Annotated in this window: 19 protein-coding genes; 13 read left to right on the forward strand and 6 right to left on the reverse strand. The window is 55.7% G+C overall.

Annotated elements, in window-relative coordinates; all coding sequences use genetic code 11:
• Positions 1 to 80: 80 nt before the first annotated feature.
• On the reverse strand, positions 81 to 1,409 hold the full coding sequence (gene brnQ, locus AC2I9W_RS03950; RefSeq protein WP_486408747.1) for a branched-chain amino acid transport system II carrier protein: 1,329 nt from the start codon (positions 1,407 to 1,409) through the stop codon (positions 81 to 83).
• Between the two features lie 396 nt (positions 1,410 to 1,805).
• On the opposite strand from brnQ, the gene AC2I9W_RS03955 reads away from it, so the two are divergent.
• The 7 genes from AC2I9W_RS03955 to AC2I9W_RS03985 all read left to right on the forward strand — a co-directional run bounded on the left by AC2I9W_RS03955 (position 1,806) and on the right by AC2I9W_RS03985 (position 9,264).
• Positions 1,806 to 3,146, forward strand: coding sequence for a replication-associated recombination protein A (locus AC2I9W_RS03955; protein ID WP_486408748.1), 1,341 nt, complete (start codon positions 1,806 to 1,808; stop codon positions 3,144 to 3,146).
• Positions 3,147 to 3,495: 349 nt separating this feature from the next.
• Entirely contained in the window at positions 3,496 to 4,425 is a 930-nt protein-coding gene (locus AC2I9W_RS03960; RefSeq protein WP_486408749.1) for a branched-chain amino acid ABC transporter permease, read from the forward strand.
• A 9-nt stretch (positions 4,426 to 4,434) separates the two neighbouring features.
• On the forward strand, positions 4,435 to 5,514 hold the full coding sequence (locus AC2I9W_RS03965; RefSeq protein ID WP_486408750.1) for an ABC transporter permease subunit: 1,080 nt from the start codon (positions 4,435 to 4,437) through the stop codon (positions 5,512 to 5,514).
• Between the two features lie 29 nt (positions 5,515 to 5,543).
• Positions 5,544 to 6,326, forward strand: a complete 783-nt coding sequence (locus AC2I9W_RS03970; protein WP_486408751.1) for an ABC transporter ATP-binding protein — start codon at positions 5,544 to 5,546, stop codon at positions 6,324 to 6,326.
• Between the two features lie 2 nt (positions 6,327 to 6,328).
• On the forward strand, positions 6,329 to 7,087 hold the full coding sequence (locus tag AC2I9W_RS03975; protein WP_486408752.1) for an ABC transporter ATP-binding protein: 759 nt from the start codon (positions 6,329 to 6,331) through the stop codon (positions 7,085 to 7,087).
• Between the two features lie 499 nt (positions 7,088 to 7,586).
• Positions 7,587 to 8,234, forward strand: a complete 648-nt coding sequence (locus AC2I9W_RS03980; RefSeq protein ID WP_158389947.1) for a DUF47 domain-containing protein — start codon at positions 7,587 to 7,589, stop codon at positions 8,232 to 8,234.
• 19 nt (positions 8,235 to 8,253) lie between these two features.
• Entirely contained in the window at positions 8,254 to 9,264 is a 1,011-nt protein-coding gene (locus tag AC2I9W_RS03985; protein WP_486408753.1) for an inorganic phosphate transporter, read from the forward strand.
• An 80-nt stretch (positions 9,265 to 9,344) separates the two neighbouring features.
• Here the strand turns inward: AC2I9W_RS03985 and AC2I9W_RS03990 are convergent, their stop codons facing one another.
• A complete protein-coding gene (locus AC2I9W_RS03990) occupies positions 9,345 to 10,889 on the reverse strand; it encodes a putative bifunctional diguanylate cyclase/phosphodiesterase (protein WP_486408754.1) in 1,545 nt (514 codons plus the stop codon).
• 444 nt (positions 10,890 to 11,333) lie between these two features.
• Positions 11,334 to 11,819 carry a TM2 domain-containing protein gene (locus AC2I9W_RS03995; protein ID WP_486408755.1) on the reverse strand — a complete coding sequence of 162 codons (486 nt, stop codon included), beginning with the start codon at positions 11,817 to 11,819 and terminating at the stop codon, positions 11,334 to 11,336.
• Between the two features lie 278 nt (positions 11,820 to 12,097).
• On the opposite strand from AC2I9W_RS03995, the gene rpsP reads away from it, so the two are divergent.
• From rpsP to AC2I9W_RS04025, 6 genes are all read left to right on the forward strand, one after another.
• Entirely contained in the window at positions 12,098 to 12,352 is a 255-nt protein-coding gene (gene rpsP, locus AC2I9W_RS04000) for a 30S ribosomal protein S16 (RefSeq protein ID WP_158389953.1), read from the forward strand.
• A 106-nt stretch (positions 12,353 to 12,458) separates the two neighbouring features.
• The gene (rimM, locus tag AC2I9W_RS04005) at positions 12,459 to 13,028 is read left to right on the forward strand and encodes a ribosome maturation factor RimM (RefSeq protein ID WP_486408756.1); all 570 of its coding nucleotides are present in this window, start codon (positions 12,459 to 12,461) and stop codon (positions 13,026 to 13,028) included.
• A 51-nt stretch (positions 13,029 to 13,079) separates the two neighbouring features.
• On the forward strand, positions 13,080 to 13,859 hold the full coding sequence (gene trmD / locus AC2I9W_RS04010) for a tRNA (guanosine(37)-N1)-methyltransferase TrmD (protein ID WP_486408757.1): 780 nt from the start codon (positions 13,080 to 13,082) through the stop codon (positions 13,857 to 13,859).
• Positions 13,860 to 13,998: 139 nt separating this feature from the next.
• Entirely contained in the window at positions 13,999 to 14,391 is a 393-nt protein-coding gene (rplS, locus tag AC2I9W_RS04015) for a 50S ribosomal protein L19 (protein WP_158389959.1), read from the forward strand.
• Between the two features lie 98 nt (positions 14,392 to 14,489).
• Entirely contained in the window at positions 14,490 to 15,188 is a 699-nt protein-coding gene (locus AC2I9W_RS04020; protein ID WP_486408758.1) for a CoA pyrophosphatase, read from the forward strand.
• Between the two features lie 47 nt (positions 15,189 to 15,235).
• Positions 15,236 to 16,222 (forward strand): CobD/CbiB family protein, encoded by a 987-nt coding sequence (locus AC2I9W_RS04025; protein WP_486408759.1) that lies wholly within the window; start codon positions 15,236 to 15,238, stop codon positions 16,220 to 16,222.
• 80 nt (positions 16,223 to 16,302) lie between these two features.
• On the opposite strand, the gene rsgA is transcribed toward AC2I9W_RS04025, so the two are convergent.
• Genes rsgA through AC2I9W_RS04040 form a run of 3 tightly spaced genes read right to left on the reverse strand, consistent with a single transcriptional unit; the run spans position 16,303 to position 18,960 of the window.
• Complete coding sequence (gene rsgA / locus AC2I9W_RS04030) at positions 16,303 to 17,289, reverse strand: ribosome small subunit-dependent GTPase A (protein ID WP_486408760.1); 987 nt, start codon at positions 17,287 to 17,289, stop codon at positions 16,303 to 16,305.
• Positions 17,290 to 17,294: 5 nt separating this feature from the next.
• A complete protein-coding gene (locus tag AC2I9W_RS04035; RefSeq protein WP_486408761.1) occupies positions 17,295 to 17,639 on the reverse strand; it encodes a 4a-hydroxytetrahydrobiopterin dehydratase in 345 nt (114 codons plus the stop codon).
• A 19-nt stretch (positions 17,640 to 17,658) separates the two neighbouring features.
• Complete coding sequence (locus AC2I9W_RS04040) at positions 17,659 to 18,960, reverse strand: M48 family metallopeptidase (protein ID WP_486408762.1); 1,302 nt, start codon at positions 18,958 to 18,960, stop codon at positions 17,659 to 17,661.
• Positions 18,961 to 18,984 lie beyond the last annotated feature (24 nt).

Here is an 18,984-nt window from a genome sequence, read left to right on the forward strand (position 1 = left end):
GGTGAAATTCGGCTCTAGCCCAGATGGGTAAAGCGCAGCTAGCTACGCTTTTGATGTTTGGGGTGGAATTGGTTTGGCAATCAGGCGCGATTCGCACTGGCTTGTACTGGCTTGCGGTTGGAAGCAAGGTCCAGCAAACCTGTAATCACCAGCACGCAAATGACAGGGGAGATCCAGCCCATGCCCAGGGCGGCACCGGGCAGGCTGTCCAGCCAGGCGGGCACCAGAGCATCCAACTTGGCGGCCTTGGCTGCGTCAAACAGGCCAAAGACCAGTGCGGTCAGCATCACGGGGATGTAGACACGCGAAGGAGTGTTCCAGCGGCGCAGAAGGCTCAGGGCAATCAGCGCAATGGCCAGAGGGTACAAACCCACCAGAACCGGCACAGCCACAGCAATCAACTGGGCCAGCCCTTGATTGGCCACGGCTGCGCTGAAAATCGACAGACCGATGACCATGGTGCGATAAGAGATGCCGGTCAGGTTGCTGAAGAACGCGCTGCAGGCCGTGATCAGGCCCACGCCGGTGGTCAGACAGGCCAGCATGATGACCACTGACAGCAGCCACATGCCTGCAGGGCCGAAGGTCTGCTGCACAAAGGCCGTGAGGATTTGGACGCCAGTTGTGGCATTGGCTGCCAGATGACTATTGGTTGCGCCCAGATACATCAGCGAAACGTAGACCAGACCCAGGCAGGTTGCAGCAATGACGCCGGCATAGATGCAGTAGCGGGTGTGCAGCTTGCTGTCGGTAATGCCCGCAGCCTTGATGGCATTGACGATAACCAGGCCGAAAACCAGAGAGGCCAGGGCATCCATGGTCTGGTAGCCCTGCAAAAAGCCCTCTGAAAAAGCGGCGGCCTGAGTCGCGTAAGCCGCAGTGCTGGTGCTGTAGCCATCCACGGGGGCCAGCACGGCTGCACCTCCAAGCACCACCAGCGCCAGAATCAACACGGGGGTGATGATCTTGCCCACGTTGTCCATGAGCTTGCCGGGGAACAGGGAGAGCAGCGCGACCAGTACAAAGTAGGTGACAGTAAAGGCCAGAAGCATGCCGGGCGTGTTGCCGACAAACGGCGCCAGACCCATCTCGAAAGACACGGTGGCGGTACGCGGCGTCGCGAACAGCGGGCCGATGGTCAGGTAAATTGCCACGGCCAGCACGACACCGGCGATGCGGCCCATGGGGCTGGTCAAGGTGTCCAGACCGCCGCCTACACGGGCGAGCGCCACAACACCGAGTAGTGGCAGGCCTACGCCGGTCAGCAAAAAGCCAATGGAGGCACCGAACAGGTTTTCGCCGGCGGCCATGCCCACCATGGGTGGGAAGATGATGTTGCCTGCTCCGAGAAACAGGGCGAAGGTCATGAAGCCAAGGGCAAAAATGTCCCAGGTCTTGAGTTTTTTCATACGCGTTAGCTCTGGCGTGCGGAGATTGCACGCCGCAGAAGCGGTTGGGAACCAAGGAAAGTTGCGGATGCTTTCGATTGATTTCTGGCTGATGGTGGTGGCCGAATCAGTCACAAGCACTGCGCGAAGCCGATGAGGCGACAGGCAATGAATCTAAACGCGCTGCCTGGCCTGGCTTTTGGCAGGCTGAAAAGGCAGTATTTCCATGAAGAAGAGGGGTGGCCTCGCCAATGGAGAGAGTTAATCCGTTGAAACGCTATTCTCTCTTATGCGAAATTCTGATAGCTACGCAGGGTTTAAAGTGAGTCTGTACATGCGGCTCAGGCAGCGCTGAGTTGTGCTGCTGTATGCATTGAGTCCACCATGCGGGCTCAGGCATTGGATACTTGAGGGGTCATGGTCAAGCACAACAACACCCAATCTTCAGCTTCTTCCCATCAACCGCTGGCCGAGCGTCTGCGCCCGCGTACGCTGGCCGAGGTCATTGGACAGCAGCATGTGCTGGGAGAGGGCATGCCCTTGCGGCTGGCCTTTGAGTCAGGTCGGCCACACAGCTGCATTCTTTGGGGCCCTCCGGGCGTGGGCAAGACCACGATTGCACGACTGATGGCTGATGCCTTTGACGCGCAGTTCATTTCCATCAGCGCCGTGCTGGGCGGTGTCAAAGATATTCGTGAGGCGGTGGAGCAAGCCCAGGCGGCCCGTGATGGCCTGATGCAGCAGCGCACCATCGTGTTTGTGGATGAGGTGCACCGCTTCAATAAAAGCCAGCAGGATGCGTTCTTGCCGCATGTGGAAAGCGGACTCTTCACCTTCATTGGCGCGACGACGGAGAATCCCTCATTCGAGGTCAACTCTGCCTTGCTCTCGCGTGCAGCCGTCTATGTGCTGCAAAGCCTGACGACGGAAGATTTAAAGCAAATAGTGGCGAAAGCCCAGGCGATTCAAGCGGTTCCAGCTATAGAAGATGAAGCGCTGGAACGCCTGATTGCCTATGCCGATGGCGATGCGCGCCGCTTGCTCAATACGCTGGAGACCCTGTCCATCACGGCCGAGCAGGCGGGGGTGGAAAGCATTACCGATGGCTGGCTGCTCAAGGTGCTGGGCGAGCGCATGCGCCGCTATGACAAGGGGGGCGAGCAGTTCTACGACACCATCAGCGCGCTGCATAAGTCGGTGCGTGGCTCAGACCCCGATGCGGCGCTGTACTGGTTTTGCCGCATGCTCGACGGTGGGGCCGATCCGCGTTACCTGGCGCGCCGCATTGTGCGCATGGCCTGGGAGGACATCGGCCTGGCCGACCCCCGAGCCATGCAGATGTGCAACGACGCTGCGGCCACTTATGAGCGGCTGGGAAGCCCGGAAGGCGAGCTGGCGCTGGCGCAAGCCGTGATCTATCTGGCAGTCGCCCCCAAGAGTAATGCGGGCTACATGGCCTACAACAAGGCCAAGGCCTTTGTGAAGAGCGATACGACAAGACCTGTGCCTTTGCATCTGCGCAACGCGCCAACAAAGTTGATGAAGCAGCTGGACTATGGCCGCGATTACCGTTACGCGCACAGCGAGGAAGGCGGCTTTGCCGCAGGGGAGCGCTATTTGCCTGAGGGCATGGAAGAGCCCGGCTTCTACCAGCCCGTGCCGCGTGGGCTGGAAATCAAGATTGGTCAGAAGCTGGCGGAGCTCAAGGCGCTCAATGACGAGGCTCGTGCCCAGGAAGGTGAAGAGGGCCATTTGTAAAGCGCGACTTGCCCGGATGTTGCGCGGCGGGCACTTGTTGTGGCCTGCACCCTTTGCCGCATTGGCATGCGTTTTTACGTGCTTGAAAAGCGATGCGTAACTTAAGTGCCTGTATTTATTGGACTTGAGCTACTGCAGCAGGGTGAGGGCCGCAGTATTTTGTGATGCGCACGGGAAACCCCGGCCCTGAGCGCTGACGACTGCTTTCTAGAATCGATTCACTTTTTTGCGGCAAGCCACCCACAAAGTGGCAGACGGCATCAGAGGAACCATGGCATCGCTGGCTCCGTCGTTCGGGATGAGAGGCTTGCAGTGTCTCCATCTTGGGTCGAGAGAAGGAGTCGCGCTTATGGATATCTTGCTGCAGCAGATCATCAATGGTCTGGTTCTGGGCAGCATGTACGCTTTGATAGCCTTGGGCTACACCATGGTGTACGGCATCATTCAGCTGATCAACTTTGCGCATGGCGAAGTGCTGATGGTGGGGGCTTTGACCAGCTGGAGCTGTATAGGGCTGATGCAGGAAGCCATGCCTTATTTGCCCGGCTGGCTCATGCTGCTGATAGCCGCCGTGATTGCCTGCGTGGTGGCTGCCTCATTGAATTTTGTCATTGAGAAAGTGGCTTATCGGCCGCTGCGCAGCAGCCCGCGACTGGCACCTCTGATTACCGCTATCGGCGTCTCCATCTTGCTGCAGACGCTGGCCATGATTATCTGGAAGCCCAACTACAAGGCTTATCCCACGCTACTGCCAAGCACGCCTTATGAAATCGGCTCGGCGGTGATTACGCCCACACAAATTCTGGTGCTGGTGGTGACGGCGATCGCCTTGGCGGTGCTGATGTATCTGGTTAACTACACCAAGCTGGGCCGTGCCATGCGAGCCACGGCAGAGAACCCGCGCGTGGCTGCGCTGATGGGGGTCAGGCCGGATATGGTGATTTCCGCCACCTTCATCATCGGTGCCATTTTGGCAGCCATTGCTGGCATTCTGTATGCCTCTAACTATGGCACTGCACATCACACCATGGGTTTTTTGCCGGGGCTTAAAGCCTTTACGGCGGCAGTGTTCGGAGGCATTGGCAACTTGGCCGGAGCCGTTGTCGGAGGCCTGCTGCTAGGGCTGATCGAGTCGATTGGCTCGGGTTACATCGGCGAGCTGACGGGAGGTGTTCTGGGCAGCCAGTACACCGATATCTTTGCCTTCATCGTGCTCATCATCATCCTGACGCTGCGCCCTTCAGGTCTGTTGGGTGAACGTGTGGCGGACCGTGCTTGAGGACTACCCATGAAAAACAACAAGATACTTCCTTGGGTTCTGGGCGGCATTGGCCTGTTGGTACTGCCGCTCATCCTGCAGTACTTTGGCAATGCTTGGGTGCGTATTGCAGACTTGGCACTGCTGTATGTGATGCTGGCGCTGGGTCTGAATATCGTGGTGGGCTATGCCGGTCTGCTGGATCTGGGCTATGTGGCCTTCTATGCAGTGGGAGCGTATATGTTTGCGCTCATGGCCTCGCCCCACTTGGCAGAGACCTTCGAAGGCTTTGCAGCCATGTTTCCTAACGGGCTGCACACCTCTATCTGGCTGGTGATTCCGCTGGGCATGCTGCTGGCTGCTTGTACGGGAGTGTTGCTGGGCATTCCCGTGCTCAAGTTGCGGGGAGACTATCTGGCCATTGTGACGCTCGGCTTTGGCGAGATCATTCGCATCTTCATGAACAACCTGGATCAGCCGGTCAACATCACCAATGGACCCAAAGGGATTGGGCAAATTGATTCCGTGAAGGTTTTTGGCCTGGATCTGGCAAAGCGCCAGGAAATCTTCGGGTTCGATGTGGCTTCAGTCACGCTGTACTACTACCTGTTTCTGGTGCTGGTGCTGGTGACGGTGCTGATTTGCTACCGCTTGCAGGATTCGCGTATTGGCCGCGCCTGGATGGCGATTCGTGAAGATGAAATTGCCGCCAAGGCCATGGGCATCAATGTGCGCAATATGAAGCTGCTGGCTTTTGGCATGGGCGCTTCGTTTGGTGGTGTGGCAGGCGCCATGTTTGGAGCATTCCAGGGCTTTGTGTCACCGGAGTCCTTTAGCCTCATGGAGTCCGTGATGATCGTGGCCATGGTGGTGCTTGGCGGCCTGGGGCATATCCCTGGCGTGATTTTGGGGGCTGTGCTGTTGTCAGCTCTGCCTGAAGTGCTGCGCTATGTGGCGGGCCCGCTGCAAGAGATGACAGGCGGGCGGCTGGATGCCTCCATCCTGCGTCAGTTACTGATTGCGCTGGCCATGATTGTCATCATGCTGATGCGCCCGCGTGGCCTGTGGCCCACGCCAGAGCATGGCAAGAGCCTCAATACCCCGTCCTGATGACGAGAAGAAAAGGAATGTGAGCTGATATGGCAGAGAGCATGACTTCCACCGTTCTTCAGGTCTCGGATATTTCCAAGCGCTTTGGCGGACTGCAGGCATTGTCTAGCGTGAATATGACAATTGAGCGCGGCCAGGTTTACGGTTTGATTGGCCCCAATGGCGCAGGCAAGACGACCTTCTTCAATGTGATTACAGGGCTGTACACCCCCGATACCGGCAAGTTTGAGCTGGCAGGTAAGCCCTATGAGCCAACTGGCGTGCACAAGGTGGCCAAGGCTGGTATTGCACGCACCTTCCAGAACATTCGCCTGTTTGCCGAAATGACGGCGCTGGAGAATGTCATGGTGGGTCGCCATGTGCGCACGCACTCGGGTCTGATTGGCGCAGTCTTTCGCACCAGGACCTTCAAGAATGAAGAGGCCGCCATTCGTGCGCGAGCACGTGAACTGCTTGACTATGTGGGTATAGGGAAATACGCCGATTTCAGGGCGCGTACGCTGTCCTATGGCGATCAGCGGCGTCTGGAAATTGCCCGAGCGCTGGCGACCGATCCTCAATTGATCGCTCTGGACGAACCTGCAGCAGGCATGAATGCGACAGAAAAAGTCCAGTTGCGTGAGTTGATCGACCGTATTCGCAACGACCACCGCACCATCTTGCTGATTGAGCATGATGTGAAACTGGTGATGGGACTGTGCGATCGTGTCACGGTGCTGGATTACGGCAAGCCCATTGCCGAAGGTACGCCAGCCGAGGTGCAGAAGAATGAAAAAGTGATTGAGGCCTATCTGGGCACAGGAGGGCACTGAAGATGCAGGAGCAAGTACAGGAGCATCCCCGTGCCAGCAGGGCTGAAGGCAAGATCTTGCTGGAGGTCAAAGGACTGAAAGTGGCCTACGGCGGAATTCAAGCCGTCAAAGGCGTGGATTTTGTGGTGCGAGAAGGGGAGTTGGTCTCGCTGATTGGCTCCAACGGTGCAGGCAAGACCACGACGATGAAGGCAGTCACGCGCGGCTTGCCTATGAGTGATGGCGACATCTTCTACCAGGGTAAAAGCATCAAGAGCAAGGGAGCCTGGGACTTGGTGGCCGATGGCTTGGTCATGGTTCCTGAGGGGCGCGGTGTATTTGCGCGCATGACCATTACCGAGAACTTGCTCATGGGGGCTTACACGCGCAATGACAAAGCGGGTATTCAGGCGGATGTTGAGCGGATGTTTGGCATCTTTCCGCGACTAAAGGAGCGCAAGGATCAACTGGCTGGAACCATGTCGGGAGGCGAGCAGCAAATGCTAGCCATGGCCCGTGCTCTGATGAGCCAGCCCAAAGTGCTGTTGCTGGATGAGCCTTCGATGGGTTTGTCTCCCATCATGGTGGACAAAATCTTTGAAGTGGTCAGCGATGTCTATGCTCTGGGGGTGACCATGGTGCTGGTGGAGCAAAACGCCAGTCGTGCCCTGGCGCTGGCAGATCGTGGCTACGTCATGGAGTCCGGCATCATTACGATGACTGGCTTGGGCCAGGACTTGTTGAGTGACCCTCGTGTGCGCGCAGCCTATCTGGGAGAGTAAAAGCAGGTGCATATTCAGCGCTGGACAGGGCCGAGCGAGGAGTTGGAGTGCTTGTTGTGCCCTCTGTTGCAGCGAAAAAATTCCCCTGAAACATTAAAAGTGACAAAAATATGACGTTTTTAAGTCAGTTTTAAATGTTTTAATTGGTTTTTTTTAATTCCTTTTTATTCTTTTTTATGTTTTTTTGTAATTTGTATATTGCAAAAAGAAATTTTTAGAACTTATCCGCGTGAAGCAATGAGGGCGGTTTGCTTGGCATGTGCAGGCAAGACTACATAAAATTTCCGCCATTTCTATACGAATCGCGAGGCAATAGCTCTAGCGCTTATTAGCATGCAGAGGGTTGTGTTTTTTATTTTTCGTGGTCTTGGGAGGGGTGTCTTGAAGACGCGCAGAAACGCACAATGACTCAAGAGTAAACTTCGCCCCGTTTAAGCCGGGAACCATGCACTTTTTTGCAGTGAGTCGCCTGGTTTCTTTTCCCCGGTAAGGAGCATTCATGCTGTTTGGCAAGCTATTGCCGCGCGAAGGTAATTTTTTCGAGATGTTCAATCAACATGCAGACCGCATTGTTGAAGCAGCTCACGCCTTCTCGCAACTCGTTGCAAACTATAACGACCCCCATCTGCGCGAAAAATACAACGCTGATGTGGATAACGCCGAGCGTGCGGCAGACCGCGTGACGCATGACGTCAGCAAGTTGCTGCATCAGACGTTCATCACACCTTTGGATCGTGAGCATATTCACTCGCTGATCAACACCATGGATGATGTTGCGGACCTGATTCAGGATTCGGCAGAGACCATGGCGTTGTATGACGTGCGTCATATGACAGAGGAAATCACGCGTCTGACCGATTTGTGCGTGCGCTGCTGTGAGCGTGTGCGTGATGCCGTGAAGCTGCTGGACCGCCTGTCGGATCCTTCTATCGTTGAAGCAGCCAGCAAGACCTGTGACGAAATCGATCGCCTGGAAAGCGATGCTGACCGCGTGATGCGCGCTGCCATGAGCAAGCTGTTCCGTGAAGAGCCCGATGTGCGTGAAGTGATCAAGCTCAAGGCCATCTACGAGCTGCTGGAAACCATCACGGACCGCTGCGAAGACGTTGCGAATCTGATCGAGGGCATCGTCCTCGAGAATTCCTAATTCTCGCTGGAGTCCGATCATGGAACCGGTACAGGCAGCCCTTTGGGTTGTGATTTTGCTGGTGGCTCTTGCTTTGCTGTTCGATTTTATGAACGGCTTTCACGATGCTGCCAATTCGATTGCCACCGTGGTGTCCACGGGCGTCCTTAAGCCAACTCAGGCTGTGGCGTTTGCTGCATTCTTTAACGTCATTGCGGTCTTTGTGTTCCACCTCAGCGTGGCCGCAACGGTCGGTAAAGGCATTGTGCAGCCAGGGATTGTGGATACGCACGTGGTGTTCGGCGCTTTGGTAGGCGCCATCGTCTGGAACGTGATTACTTGGATTTATGGCATTCCAAGCAGCTCTTCGCATGCCCTGATTGGCGGCATTGTGGGCGCTGTGATTGCCAAGGCAGGTGCTGGCGCGCTGATTGCGAGCGGTATCTGGAAGACTGTGGCCTTCATTTTTGTGTCGCCAGTGCTGGGCTTTGTGCTGGGGTCGTTGATGATGGTTGTAGTGGCCTGGATTTTTCGCCGTACCAGCCCCAACCGGGTAGATAAATGGTTTCGCCGTCTACAGCTGGTATCCGCGGGTGCCTACAGCCTGGGACACGGTGGTAATGATGCGCAAAAGACCATCGGTATCATCTGGCTGCTGCTGATCGCAACGGGCTACACCAGTGCAGGTGATGCAGAGCCTCCTCTGTGGACTATTGTCAGCTGCTATTTGGCGATTGGTCTGGGCACCATGTTTGGTGGCTGGCGCATCGTGAAGACCATGGGGCAGAAGATTACCAAGCTCAAACCTGTTGGTGGCTTCTGTGCCGAAACCGGTGGTGCTATGACCTTGTTTTTGGCGACTTTCCTCGGTATCCCTGTGTCGACGACGCACACGATCACCGGTGCGATTGTGGGCGTAGGTTCCACGCAACGTGCCAGTGCCGTGCGCTGGGGGGTTGCTGGCAATATTGTCTGGGCCTGGATTCTGACCATCCCTGCAAGTGCTTTTGTCGCTTCGATTGCATACTGGGTGAGTCTGCAACTGTATTGATAGCACGTAGCCCTTTTCAAAAAAGGGCTAGATGGCAAAAGGCTTCGCATTGCGAAGCCTTTTTTATGGGCAGATCTTTCTTAGGCAACGTGCTTTTGCGGAGCAAAGAGCGCAGGTTTTTGCAGCAGCGATTTGAGCTGGTCGGCGGGAACTGGGGCATTGAACAGATAGCCCATGAAATGATTGCAGCCATGCTGTGCGAGCAGAGCTCGTTGCTCCAAAGTTTCCACGCCAGCTCCCACTACGGCTATCTGTTGCTGGGCTGCCATGGTAATGGCTACCTGTATAGCTGCTTCACTGGAGTTATTGGGTCCAAGGCGTTGCACTAAAGAATGGGCCAATTTGATTTGCTGCAGAGGCAACTGGCGCAGTATTTCCGGTGTGCTGCAAGATCCGCCGAAATCATCGATCGAAAGGCGTACGCCCAAGGCGCTGAGACGCGTCAGCGAGCGAGATGCTGCAACACTCATTGTGCTCAAGCTGCGGGTGGACATCTCCAGCCAGAGAAAAGCGGGATTGATGCCTGTATGAGTGATGATGCCTTCTACTTGCTCGGCAAAATCAGGCTGCTGCAGCTGCTTGGTACTGATATTGACGCAAATGGGGTGGTTGCAAAGCAGAGGGTCTGCTTCCCATTTCGCTAGTTGTTCACAGGCGGTCTGAACGGTCCAGTGGCCTAGCGGGACAATGATGTCAGTCTCTTCTGCAATAGAGAGAAAAATGCTCGGTGGCACAAGTCCGCGGCTAGGGTGGCGCCAGCGCAGCAAAGCCTCAAGGCTACTGATGTCCCCTCGCGTAGAGTACTGAGGCTGATAGTGCAGCTCGAACTGCCCTAGTCTCAGAGCTTCTCGCAGGTCCAGCTCCATGCGATTGCGATCAGGTGTCTGGATTTGCTGTTTGGGGTCGAAGAAGTGCAATCCTCGAGGCTCTCCATCTCTCAGTCGATACATGGCCATCTCTGCCTGCTGCAGCAATTCGGTTGCTGAGCGCGAATGTGGGCCGAATAAGGTAGCGCCGATGTTGGCTTCCAGCGTCACGTTTCTATCGTCGACTTGGTAATAAGCATTGAGGCTCTCTTGAAGGCGTTCACCGAGGCGCTCGACCAGAAGGTTTGTGAGTTCAATGTCAGGTGACAAGTCCGAAACCATGATCACAAAATGCTGCTTATCCAGTCGTGCAACCGTGTCGCAGGCGCGAACGCAACTAAGCAGGCGCTGTGAAATGAGTTGTGCCAAATGGGCTTGACTCTCTCTGAGGAAATCTTTGCTTTGGGCTCCCGTTGCCTGCATGTCAATGGTCAGCAGAGCACCACGCCAGCCTGTTCGCTCGGACTGGATCATGGCTTGAGACAGGCGGTCGAGCAGCAGTCTTCGGTTGGGCAAGTTGGTCAAGGTGTCGAAGAAAGCGAGGCCTTCTCCTGAGTCCTCTGCATCCAGTAGCTCTTTGCAAGCGAGCACTGTGTAGCTGGCAGAGAGTGCGTGTGCGGAGAGGCTGACTTTGCGTCCACTCGGCAAGAGAAGCTTGATGGACGCTTGCTTTCGGGTAATCAGCGAGTGGTGGTTTTCTGCAATATGACTGAGAGTCTGAATGGACGCTGCAGGAGCGCTTGCTGCGGCAGCCTGCAAAGTAGTGATCAGCGGTGCCCCGACCTTGAGCGCAGGTGCCAGCCATGGAAAGAGCTGCAAGTAGCCATCGTTCCATCGCTGAGCGCGATTTTGCGAGTCCAGCACGATATAGCCACTGCTGGTTTGCTCAAGTATGCGAAAAAGTTGCTCACCATAGACGCCTACAAGGCTGGTGGCTGCAGGAAAAGTACTGTGGCCGTGCATTTCTGGTTTGACATACTTGTCGGTAGGTGTAGACATAAAACCTCGTCAGGCAGTTACAGCAACGGAGCACAAGTGTCCAAGTGCATTTGTAGTGCGCTCGTTGTAAGAGATGCTTTTCAGTGGGCCATTGTGGGATCTGTGTTGTAGGTGGGACGCAATTCAAGGCGTATTCTTTAAAAATTAGACTTTTACTTACAAAAGAAATCTTATTGAAGCAAATTTGATGGAGTGTTCGAAGCCTTACTGCGATATTTTTCGCGCTTCTTCCACCTGATATTCAAAGTAGTGCTGAAAGCTGTAGGCTAGGCTGGCCATGAGCACTGTGGCTCCAAGCATCAATGACAACGCAATACCAATAATGGTGCTCCATTGGCTGTGGCCGGCTGCTGCATCTGTGCTGTGACTTGGATTGAATCGGCGGTTCCAGGTGTCGGAGTCAGTCAGGCCGTAGAGGACGGCTCTCAATGCACAACCAGCGATGCAAAAGCCGAGCAGAGGGATCAAAATCCAGCTCACTCTGTCATCTTGTCCCAATTGTTGTACACGCTCCATGCCGTAGAAGCCTAAGGCGGTGGGAACCGGAAGCAGCCAGCCTATCCAGTCACCAAAGCCATGCAGGTAGAAGCGGTGGAGTCCGAGAGGCCCGCCAATCAAGGTCAGCCAGGTAGCAAGCGTTTTATTTTTGGTGCGCGGCAGGGCTACAGCTGTGGATGCGACAGGGCTCATGAGACAGAACTCCAAGGCTTGAATAAAACAATCTGATTATTCCCAGCCTAAATGTCTTGTGCCTCGGGATAACTGCGGGCTTTTCGCCAGAGTTGTCTGCTCATGGGCTGTGTATTGCTTGTGCGGTAGGCAGATTTGACAGAATTCGATACAATGGCGCGTTTTACGGCGTGTCGCTGGCCGGGTGGTCATGTCGCGTGTCTCAAACGCTGTAAGAAAACCTGCGCAGCTGGTCAAATTTTTGATGGCACTGGCTGTAACCACCCGAAGGAAAAATCATGGTTGTTATTCGTCTCTCCCGCGGCGGCTCTAAGGCTCGTCCCTTCTACAACATCGTTGCAGCTGACAAGCGCGTGCGTCGCGATGGTTCGTTCATTGAGCGTCTGGGTTTCTACAACCCTAACGCCCGTGGCGCCGAAGAAGGCCTGCGCCTGGCACTGGACCGTGTGAACTACTGGAAGAGCGTTGGTGCTCAAGCTTCTGAAACGGCTGAACGCCTGATCAAGGAAGCCTCCAAGAAGGTTGCTGCCTAATTCATTAGGTGGTCGCTGTCTAGGCACCTTTCCAAAACGGGTTCCGTTGGCTTGCCTAACGGAACCCGTTTTTTATTGATTTTCTGTATTTTTATCGTTGAATTCCATGAGCTACATGCCTCCTCTTCAAACTACGAGCTTGCCTGCTGATGCGGTTGAAGTTGGCCGCATTGCGGATGCGTGGGGAATTAAGGGCTGGTTCAAGGTTTATGCCTTTAGCAGTGCTCCAGAGGCACTGTTTGCAGCCAAGAGTTGGTTTTTACAGCCGGCAGAAAAAGGTGCCAAGCAATTCAGTGGAACGGTCGAGCTGCCTGTCAAGCAAGCACGCTTTCACGCCGATACGATCGTGGCAACTTCACCTGAGGTGGCAGATCGCAATGCAGCCGAAGCTTTGAAGGGTGCTCGCATCTTTGTGGCTCGTGAGCACTTTCCAAAGACTGAAGATGGCGAGTTTTACTGGGTGGACCTGATGGGTTTGAACGTGCTCAATCGGGAAGGTGTGGCACTGGGTGCAGTCAAGGATTTGATGTCCACCGGGCCGCAGACTGTGCTGGTGCTGGGCTATGAACAAGAGGGCAAGGAGCAGGAGCGCCTGATTCCTTTTGTCGATGCTTACGTGGATTCCGTGGACCTGCCTGGCAAGAAAATTGTTGTCGACTGGCAACCAGACTATTGAAGTGAGTGCGTGTGTTGCTGCATATTTAGTAGCTTCAAACGCTTATAGATCATGCGTTTTGACATCATTACACTATTCCCGGAGCTGTTTGCGCCATTCCTTGAGGTGGGGGTGACGCGCCGCGCCTACAGTTCGGGTCAGGTGGATGTGCATTTGTGGAATCCTCGGGACTGGGCGGAAGGGAATTACCGCCGTGTCGATGACCGCCCATTTGGCGGTGGCCCGGGAATGGTGATGATGGCCGAACCGCTGCAGCATTGTCTGGAAGCAATCCGAGCGGCGCGTATCGAGGCCGATGAGAAGGAGCAGGTCGAGTCGGCCCCCTTAATTTTGTTTTCCCCCATTGGCACCACGCTCAAGCATGCCGTGGTGGCCCAGTGGGCAGAAAGCAGCGGTGCAATTTTGCTTTGTGGCCGCTATGAGGGCATTGACCAGCGTTTTATTGATACTCATGTCACGCATCAGTTGAGCCTGGGGGATTTTGTGCTCTCCGGTGGGGAGCTGGCAGCAATGGTGTTGCTCGATTCTTTGGCGAGATTGCAACCCGGTGTGCTCAATGATGAAGGCAGTTTTCAGCAAGACAGCTTTAATCCTGCACTGGATGGCTTGCTGGACTGTCCGCATTACACGCGCCCGGAAGTTTGGAATGGACAGGAAGTGCCTTCTGAATTGCTCTCTGGTCATCATGCGAACATTGATCGCTGGCGCAGGGATCAGCGTTTGCGTATCACGCAGCAGCATCGCCCTGAGTTGCTGGATCAGGCGCGTCAGAAGGGCTTGCTCAATGCCAAGGATGAGGGTTTTTTGGCAAAAACAGGGACCAAGCTATAATCACGGGTTCTTTGATCCTCTATCCGGCCGCTGCAAGGAAATGCGTAACAGCTTTTGCGCTGTTCTCGTAATGCAGCAATAGCACCAATCCCGGTGCTTGCCAATTCTGGCGCGGACAAGATCAAGGTGGACTTACATCATGAATTTGATCCAGACCCTCGAGCAAGAAGAAATCGCTCGCCTGAACAAGACCATCCCCGAATTCGCACCTGGTGACACCGTCATCGTGAGCGTGAACGTGGTTGAAGGCTCGCGCAAGCGCGTGCAGGCTTATGAAGGCGTGGTGATTGCCAAGCGTAATCGTGGCCTGAACAGCGGCTTCACAGTGCGCAAGATCTCCAGCGGCGAAGGCGTGGAGCGTACGTTCCAGACCTACTCTCCCCTGATCGCCAAGATCGAAGTCAAGCGTCGCGGTGATGTGCGTCGTGCCAAGCTGTACTACCTGCGTGAGCGCAGCGGCAAGTCTGCTCGCATCAAGGAAAAGCTGCCCCAGCGTGTTAACAAGACTGCAGCAGCAGCTGTCGCCGAGTAAACCACGCGTCGGAAGTGATTCCGTGAAAGCCGCTACAGTTCGCTGTAGCGGCTTTTTTTATCTTTTGATTCTTAGGTTGGGTTGAGCTCAGCACTTACATGTCTGCATCTGAATATTCTTCGAGCCCTTCAGGGGGCATTGTGGATCCGCGCAGCGCGCGTCTTCTGAGTGTTGATGGCGATCTTCCTGCTGTGCCTTTGACTGAGCAGACGCCGCAGGCTTTACGCACACGTTTTGCTCGCCCGCCAAGCTGGCTGCCGGAGGTCATGCAAGAAAAGCGCATGACAGCTCGGCCGCCTCTGGATGCTGCGGTGCTGGTGCCTATCGTTTTGCGAGAGCAGCCGACAGTGCTGCTGACCGTGCGCTCTGCTAAGCTCTCTAGCCACTCCGGCCAGGTGGCATTTCCGGGCGGCAAACGAGATCCTCTGGATGTATCGGCTGAGGCCACGGCCTTGCGTGAAGCACACGAGGAAGTGGGGCTGGCACCTCAGAACGTCGAGGTGCTGGGGCGTCTTCCGATTTATGTAACGGGAACTGCGTTTCACGTCACCCCCGTCGTGGCACTGGTTCGTCCTCAGCCCAGTTATTTTCCCAATCCAGGAGAGGTCGCTGATCTGTTTGAGGTGCCTCTGTCTTACTTGCTCAACCCCGCCCACCATGAGCGTCGTGTAATGCAATGGCAAGGCATTGATCGCGAGTGGTTTGCCATGCCATATCAAGATGGTGAGCAGCAGCGCTATATCTGGGGAGCTACGGCCGGCATGTTGCGCAATCTCTATCGTTTTTTGTCGGCTTGACGAGGAACTTGTAACAAGCGGACAAACAGCACCGCTATGATGAAACCATGAGCTTTTTTGCCATCCTGATCGCATTGCTGCTGGAGCAGGCCCGTCCATTGGCCCGCTCCAATCTGGTGCAGGCGGGCTATCGTGCCTGGACTGTGACTGTTCGCCGCAACTTTGATGCTGGCAAGCCCCATCATGGATGGTTGGCCTGGGCCATGGCTGTCCTGCTGCCCAGTCTTATCGTGCTGGGTATTTTCTGGGGTTTGCTGAAGCTGATTGGCTGGCCGGCTGCCATGCTGTGGAATGTGGCAGTGCTGTATGTCACCCTAGGCTTTCGCCAATTCAGTCATCACTTCACGCGAATTCGCGATGCTTTGGATGCCGGTGATGAGTTTGCGGCACGACAGGCATTGGCAGACTGGCAGCAGGTAGATGCAAGCGAAGTGCCGCGCAGCGAGGTTGTTCGACATGTGATCGAGTACTCGGTCCTTGCTGCCCACCGTCATGTGTTTGGCGTGCTGTTCTGGTTCTCTGTCCTCTCTGCAGTGGGACTGGGTCCACTGGGGGCTATTCTCTATCGCATGGCGGAGTATCTTTCGAGGGCCTGGTCGCGCAAGGGTGTGGAGGGCTTGCAGGCTCCTACCAGCGAGCGCTTGCAGGTGGCTGCTGCCAGAGCCTGGTATGCGATCGACTGGCTGCCCGCGCGCTTGACGGCACTGGCATTTGCCATGGTGGGCAGCTTTGAAGAGGCAATAGACAACTGGCGTGTCTATGCCCAGCGTTTTCCCAATGACAACGATGGCGTGATTTTGTCGGCCACGGCGGGTGCCATTAATGTGCGTCTGGGTGGGGAGGCCTTGCGCCGTCGCGATGCTTCTTACGTCGAGGATGGCGAAGAGACGCAATGGGATGTGGGCAGCGATGTGACCCCGGGGCGGGAGCCTGAAATGGCTCATCTGCGTAGTGTGGTGGGGTTGGTTTGGCGCTCGGTCATCGTCTGGCTGTTGCTGCTGGCCTTGCTGACTTTTGCTCGTCTACTGGGATAAGATATAAAAATAGCAGCCAGCGCTTATAAATAAAGCGCTGGCTGCTATTGTTTTTGATTTTTCGAGCTTCTTGCGCCTATTCAATACCCGACTTGACTCAGTTCATCGAAAAGTTCACTGTAAATCCGATAGCGGTTATCGCTGATGGGCAGGGTGTCTGAGCCGTTTTTGACGGCATCAATCACGCCGCAGCCAGGCTCGTGCAAGTGCGTGCAGTTATAGAACTTGCAGTCCTTGGCATGGGCACCGATATCGGGCATGCAGGCGGGCAGTTGCGTGGGAGCGATGTGGTAGATGCCAAATTCCTGAAAGCCGGGGGAGTCGATGATGGCCGTGGTGCGCTTGTCGTCCACCCAGTACAAGGTGGTGCTGGTCGTGGTGTGCTTGCCGGTATTCAGTGCCTGAGAGATTTCATTGGTCGCGACCTTGGCATTGGGCAGCAGCAGATTGATCAGTGTGCTCTTGCCTACGCCCGAGGGGCCCAGCACCAGGGTGGTTTTGCCTTGCAGTAGACCGATGATGGCATCGCGATCTTCTTCGTCTGCATCTTCCAGTGACAGTGGCAGCACCATGTAGTGCGGCGGATCATCCACCGTATCGCGCATGCTGCGGTAGGGCGCAAGGCGCTCCCAGGCGCGCAGAAACGGCTCTTCCAAGTCCATCTTGTTGAGCGCGATGATGGGTGTGATGTGCGCGGCTTCGGCAGCAATCAGGGCGCGGGCCAGCTGCACTTCGCTGAAGACGGGCTCGGCAGCAATCAGGATCAGCAACTGGTCGAGGTTGGCCGCAAAGGTCTTGGTGCGAATGTCATCCTGGCGGTAGAAGACGTTGCGTCGCTCAAGGACTTTCTCAATCGTTCCCTCATCGCCCTGACCGGGCGGGGGGGCCAGCCATTGCACATGGTCGCCCACCACGGCCTGACTCTTCTTGCCGCGAGGGTGGCAGATGCGGCGTTTACCGTCCATTGTCTCGACCACACAGTGGCGGCCATAGCTGGCGACGACCAAGCCTGTCTGCATATCTCCAGAGGCTTGCTGCGCATCGGGGCGACGTCCTTGTTTTCCCATACAGATCAGGCCAAGTTCAGCAGAGCTTCGATGCGGCGTGCACAGTCGATGTCGGTTTCAGAGATGCCGCCCACATCATGGGTGTTCAGGCTGACCTGGCAGCGGTTGTAGCCCACCTCGAGGTCTGGATGGTGGTCTTGCTGATGGGCAATCAGGGCCACTGCATTCACAAACGCCATGGTTTCGTAGAAGTTGGCAAAGCGATAAGCCTTGCGAATAACAGGGCTGGTGGCGGAGCCAGCCAGCTCCCAGCCGCTGAGAGTGGCGAGTTGCTCTTGTGCTTTTTCCAGGCTCAGGGCACTGCGCTTTTGCTCAGACCAGTCTTTCTGTTGCAAGGTGGATGTGCTCATGTCAGAAGTTCTTGTGGAGTTACAAACTGCCCGAAGGAGCTGGCATGCGCGCCAGGCGATCCACTGCGGGAGGGTGTGAATAGTAAAAGCTCACATACCAGGGATCTGGCGTGAGGGTGGAGGCATTGTCCTCGTAAAGCTTGAGCAGCGCAGAGGCAAGCTGTGCGCCGTCGGCCTGTTGCATGGCATAGGCGTCTGCTTCAAACTCATCGCGTCGTGACATGGCAGACATCAGCGGCGTGATGAAAAAGCTGAAGACCGGCACGGCCAGCATGAACAGCAGCAGGGCTAGTGCGTTGTTTTCGGCAGGCACGCCCAAGTATTTGCTCTGGAGAATATCTACGCCTAAACCGGAATAGAACCAGGGTTGCTGGCTCAACCAGCCCAGCAGTGCAAAGCCCAGCAAAGAGACGCCAAACATCATCACCATGCGTTTGGTGATGTGCTTGTGTTTGAAGTGGCCTAGCTCGTGGGCCAGAACGGCTTCGACTTCACCGGGGTTGAGCTGTTTGAGCAAGGTGTCGAAAAATACAACCCTTTTGGAGTTGCCAAAGCCGGTGAAATAGGCGTTGGCATGGGCTGAGCGGCGACTGCCATCCATGACGAAAAGACCTTTGGCTGCAAAGCCGCAGCGCTCCATCAGCTGGGTCACGCGGGACTTGAGGCTTTCGTCGGCCAAGGGTTCGAACTTGTTGAACAGGGGGGCGATAAAGCTGGGGAAGATCCACATCAGCAGCAGATTGAAGACCGTCCAAGTGCCCCAGGCCGAAAGCCACCATAAAGAGCCTGTAGAGCCCATTACCCAGAGAATAAGCGCCGCCAGCGGCAAGCCGATGATGGCGCCCACCAGCGTGGATTTGCACAGGTCGCCAAGCCACAAGCCCAGCGTCATTTGGTTGAAGCCAAATCGCTGCTCCAGCCTGAATGTCTGATAGAGCGACAGTGGCATCTCGATCAGCGTCGAGATCGCCGCAAAGCTGGCCAGCAATGCCAGCTGCTGACCCAAGCCGGGGCCCATGAGCTCCAATAACCCGTGGTTGAGCCGGTCCAGGCCGCCCAGAAGGGTCCAGCACAGCAAAACGGCTGCCGACAATGTGATGTCGATCAGTGAGAGCTTGGCCTTGGCCAGCGTGTAGTCGGCTGCCTTTTGATGGGCCGCCAGACTGATGCGGTTGGAGAACGCCTCAGGAACAGTCGCGCGATGCCTGGCAACGTGGCGTACCTGCCGTGACACCAGCCAGATGCGCAGCAGCCATTGCAGCAGAACTGCTGCAGCAAACAGCAGTGACAGCGTCAGTGAAAAATCTAAGTTGGAAGCCATGTCTTGGCAGTGTAGGCGACAATT

It is taken from the genome of Comamonas sp. FUJ_7 (genome assembly GCF_057369555.1).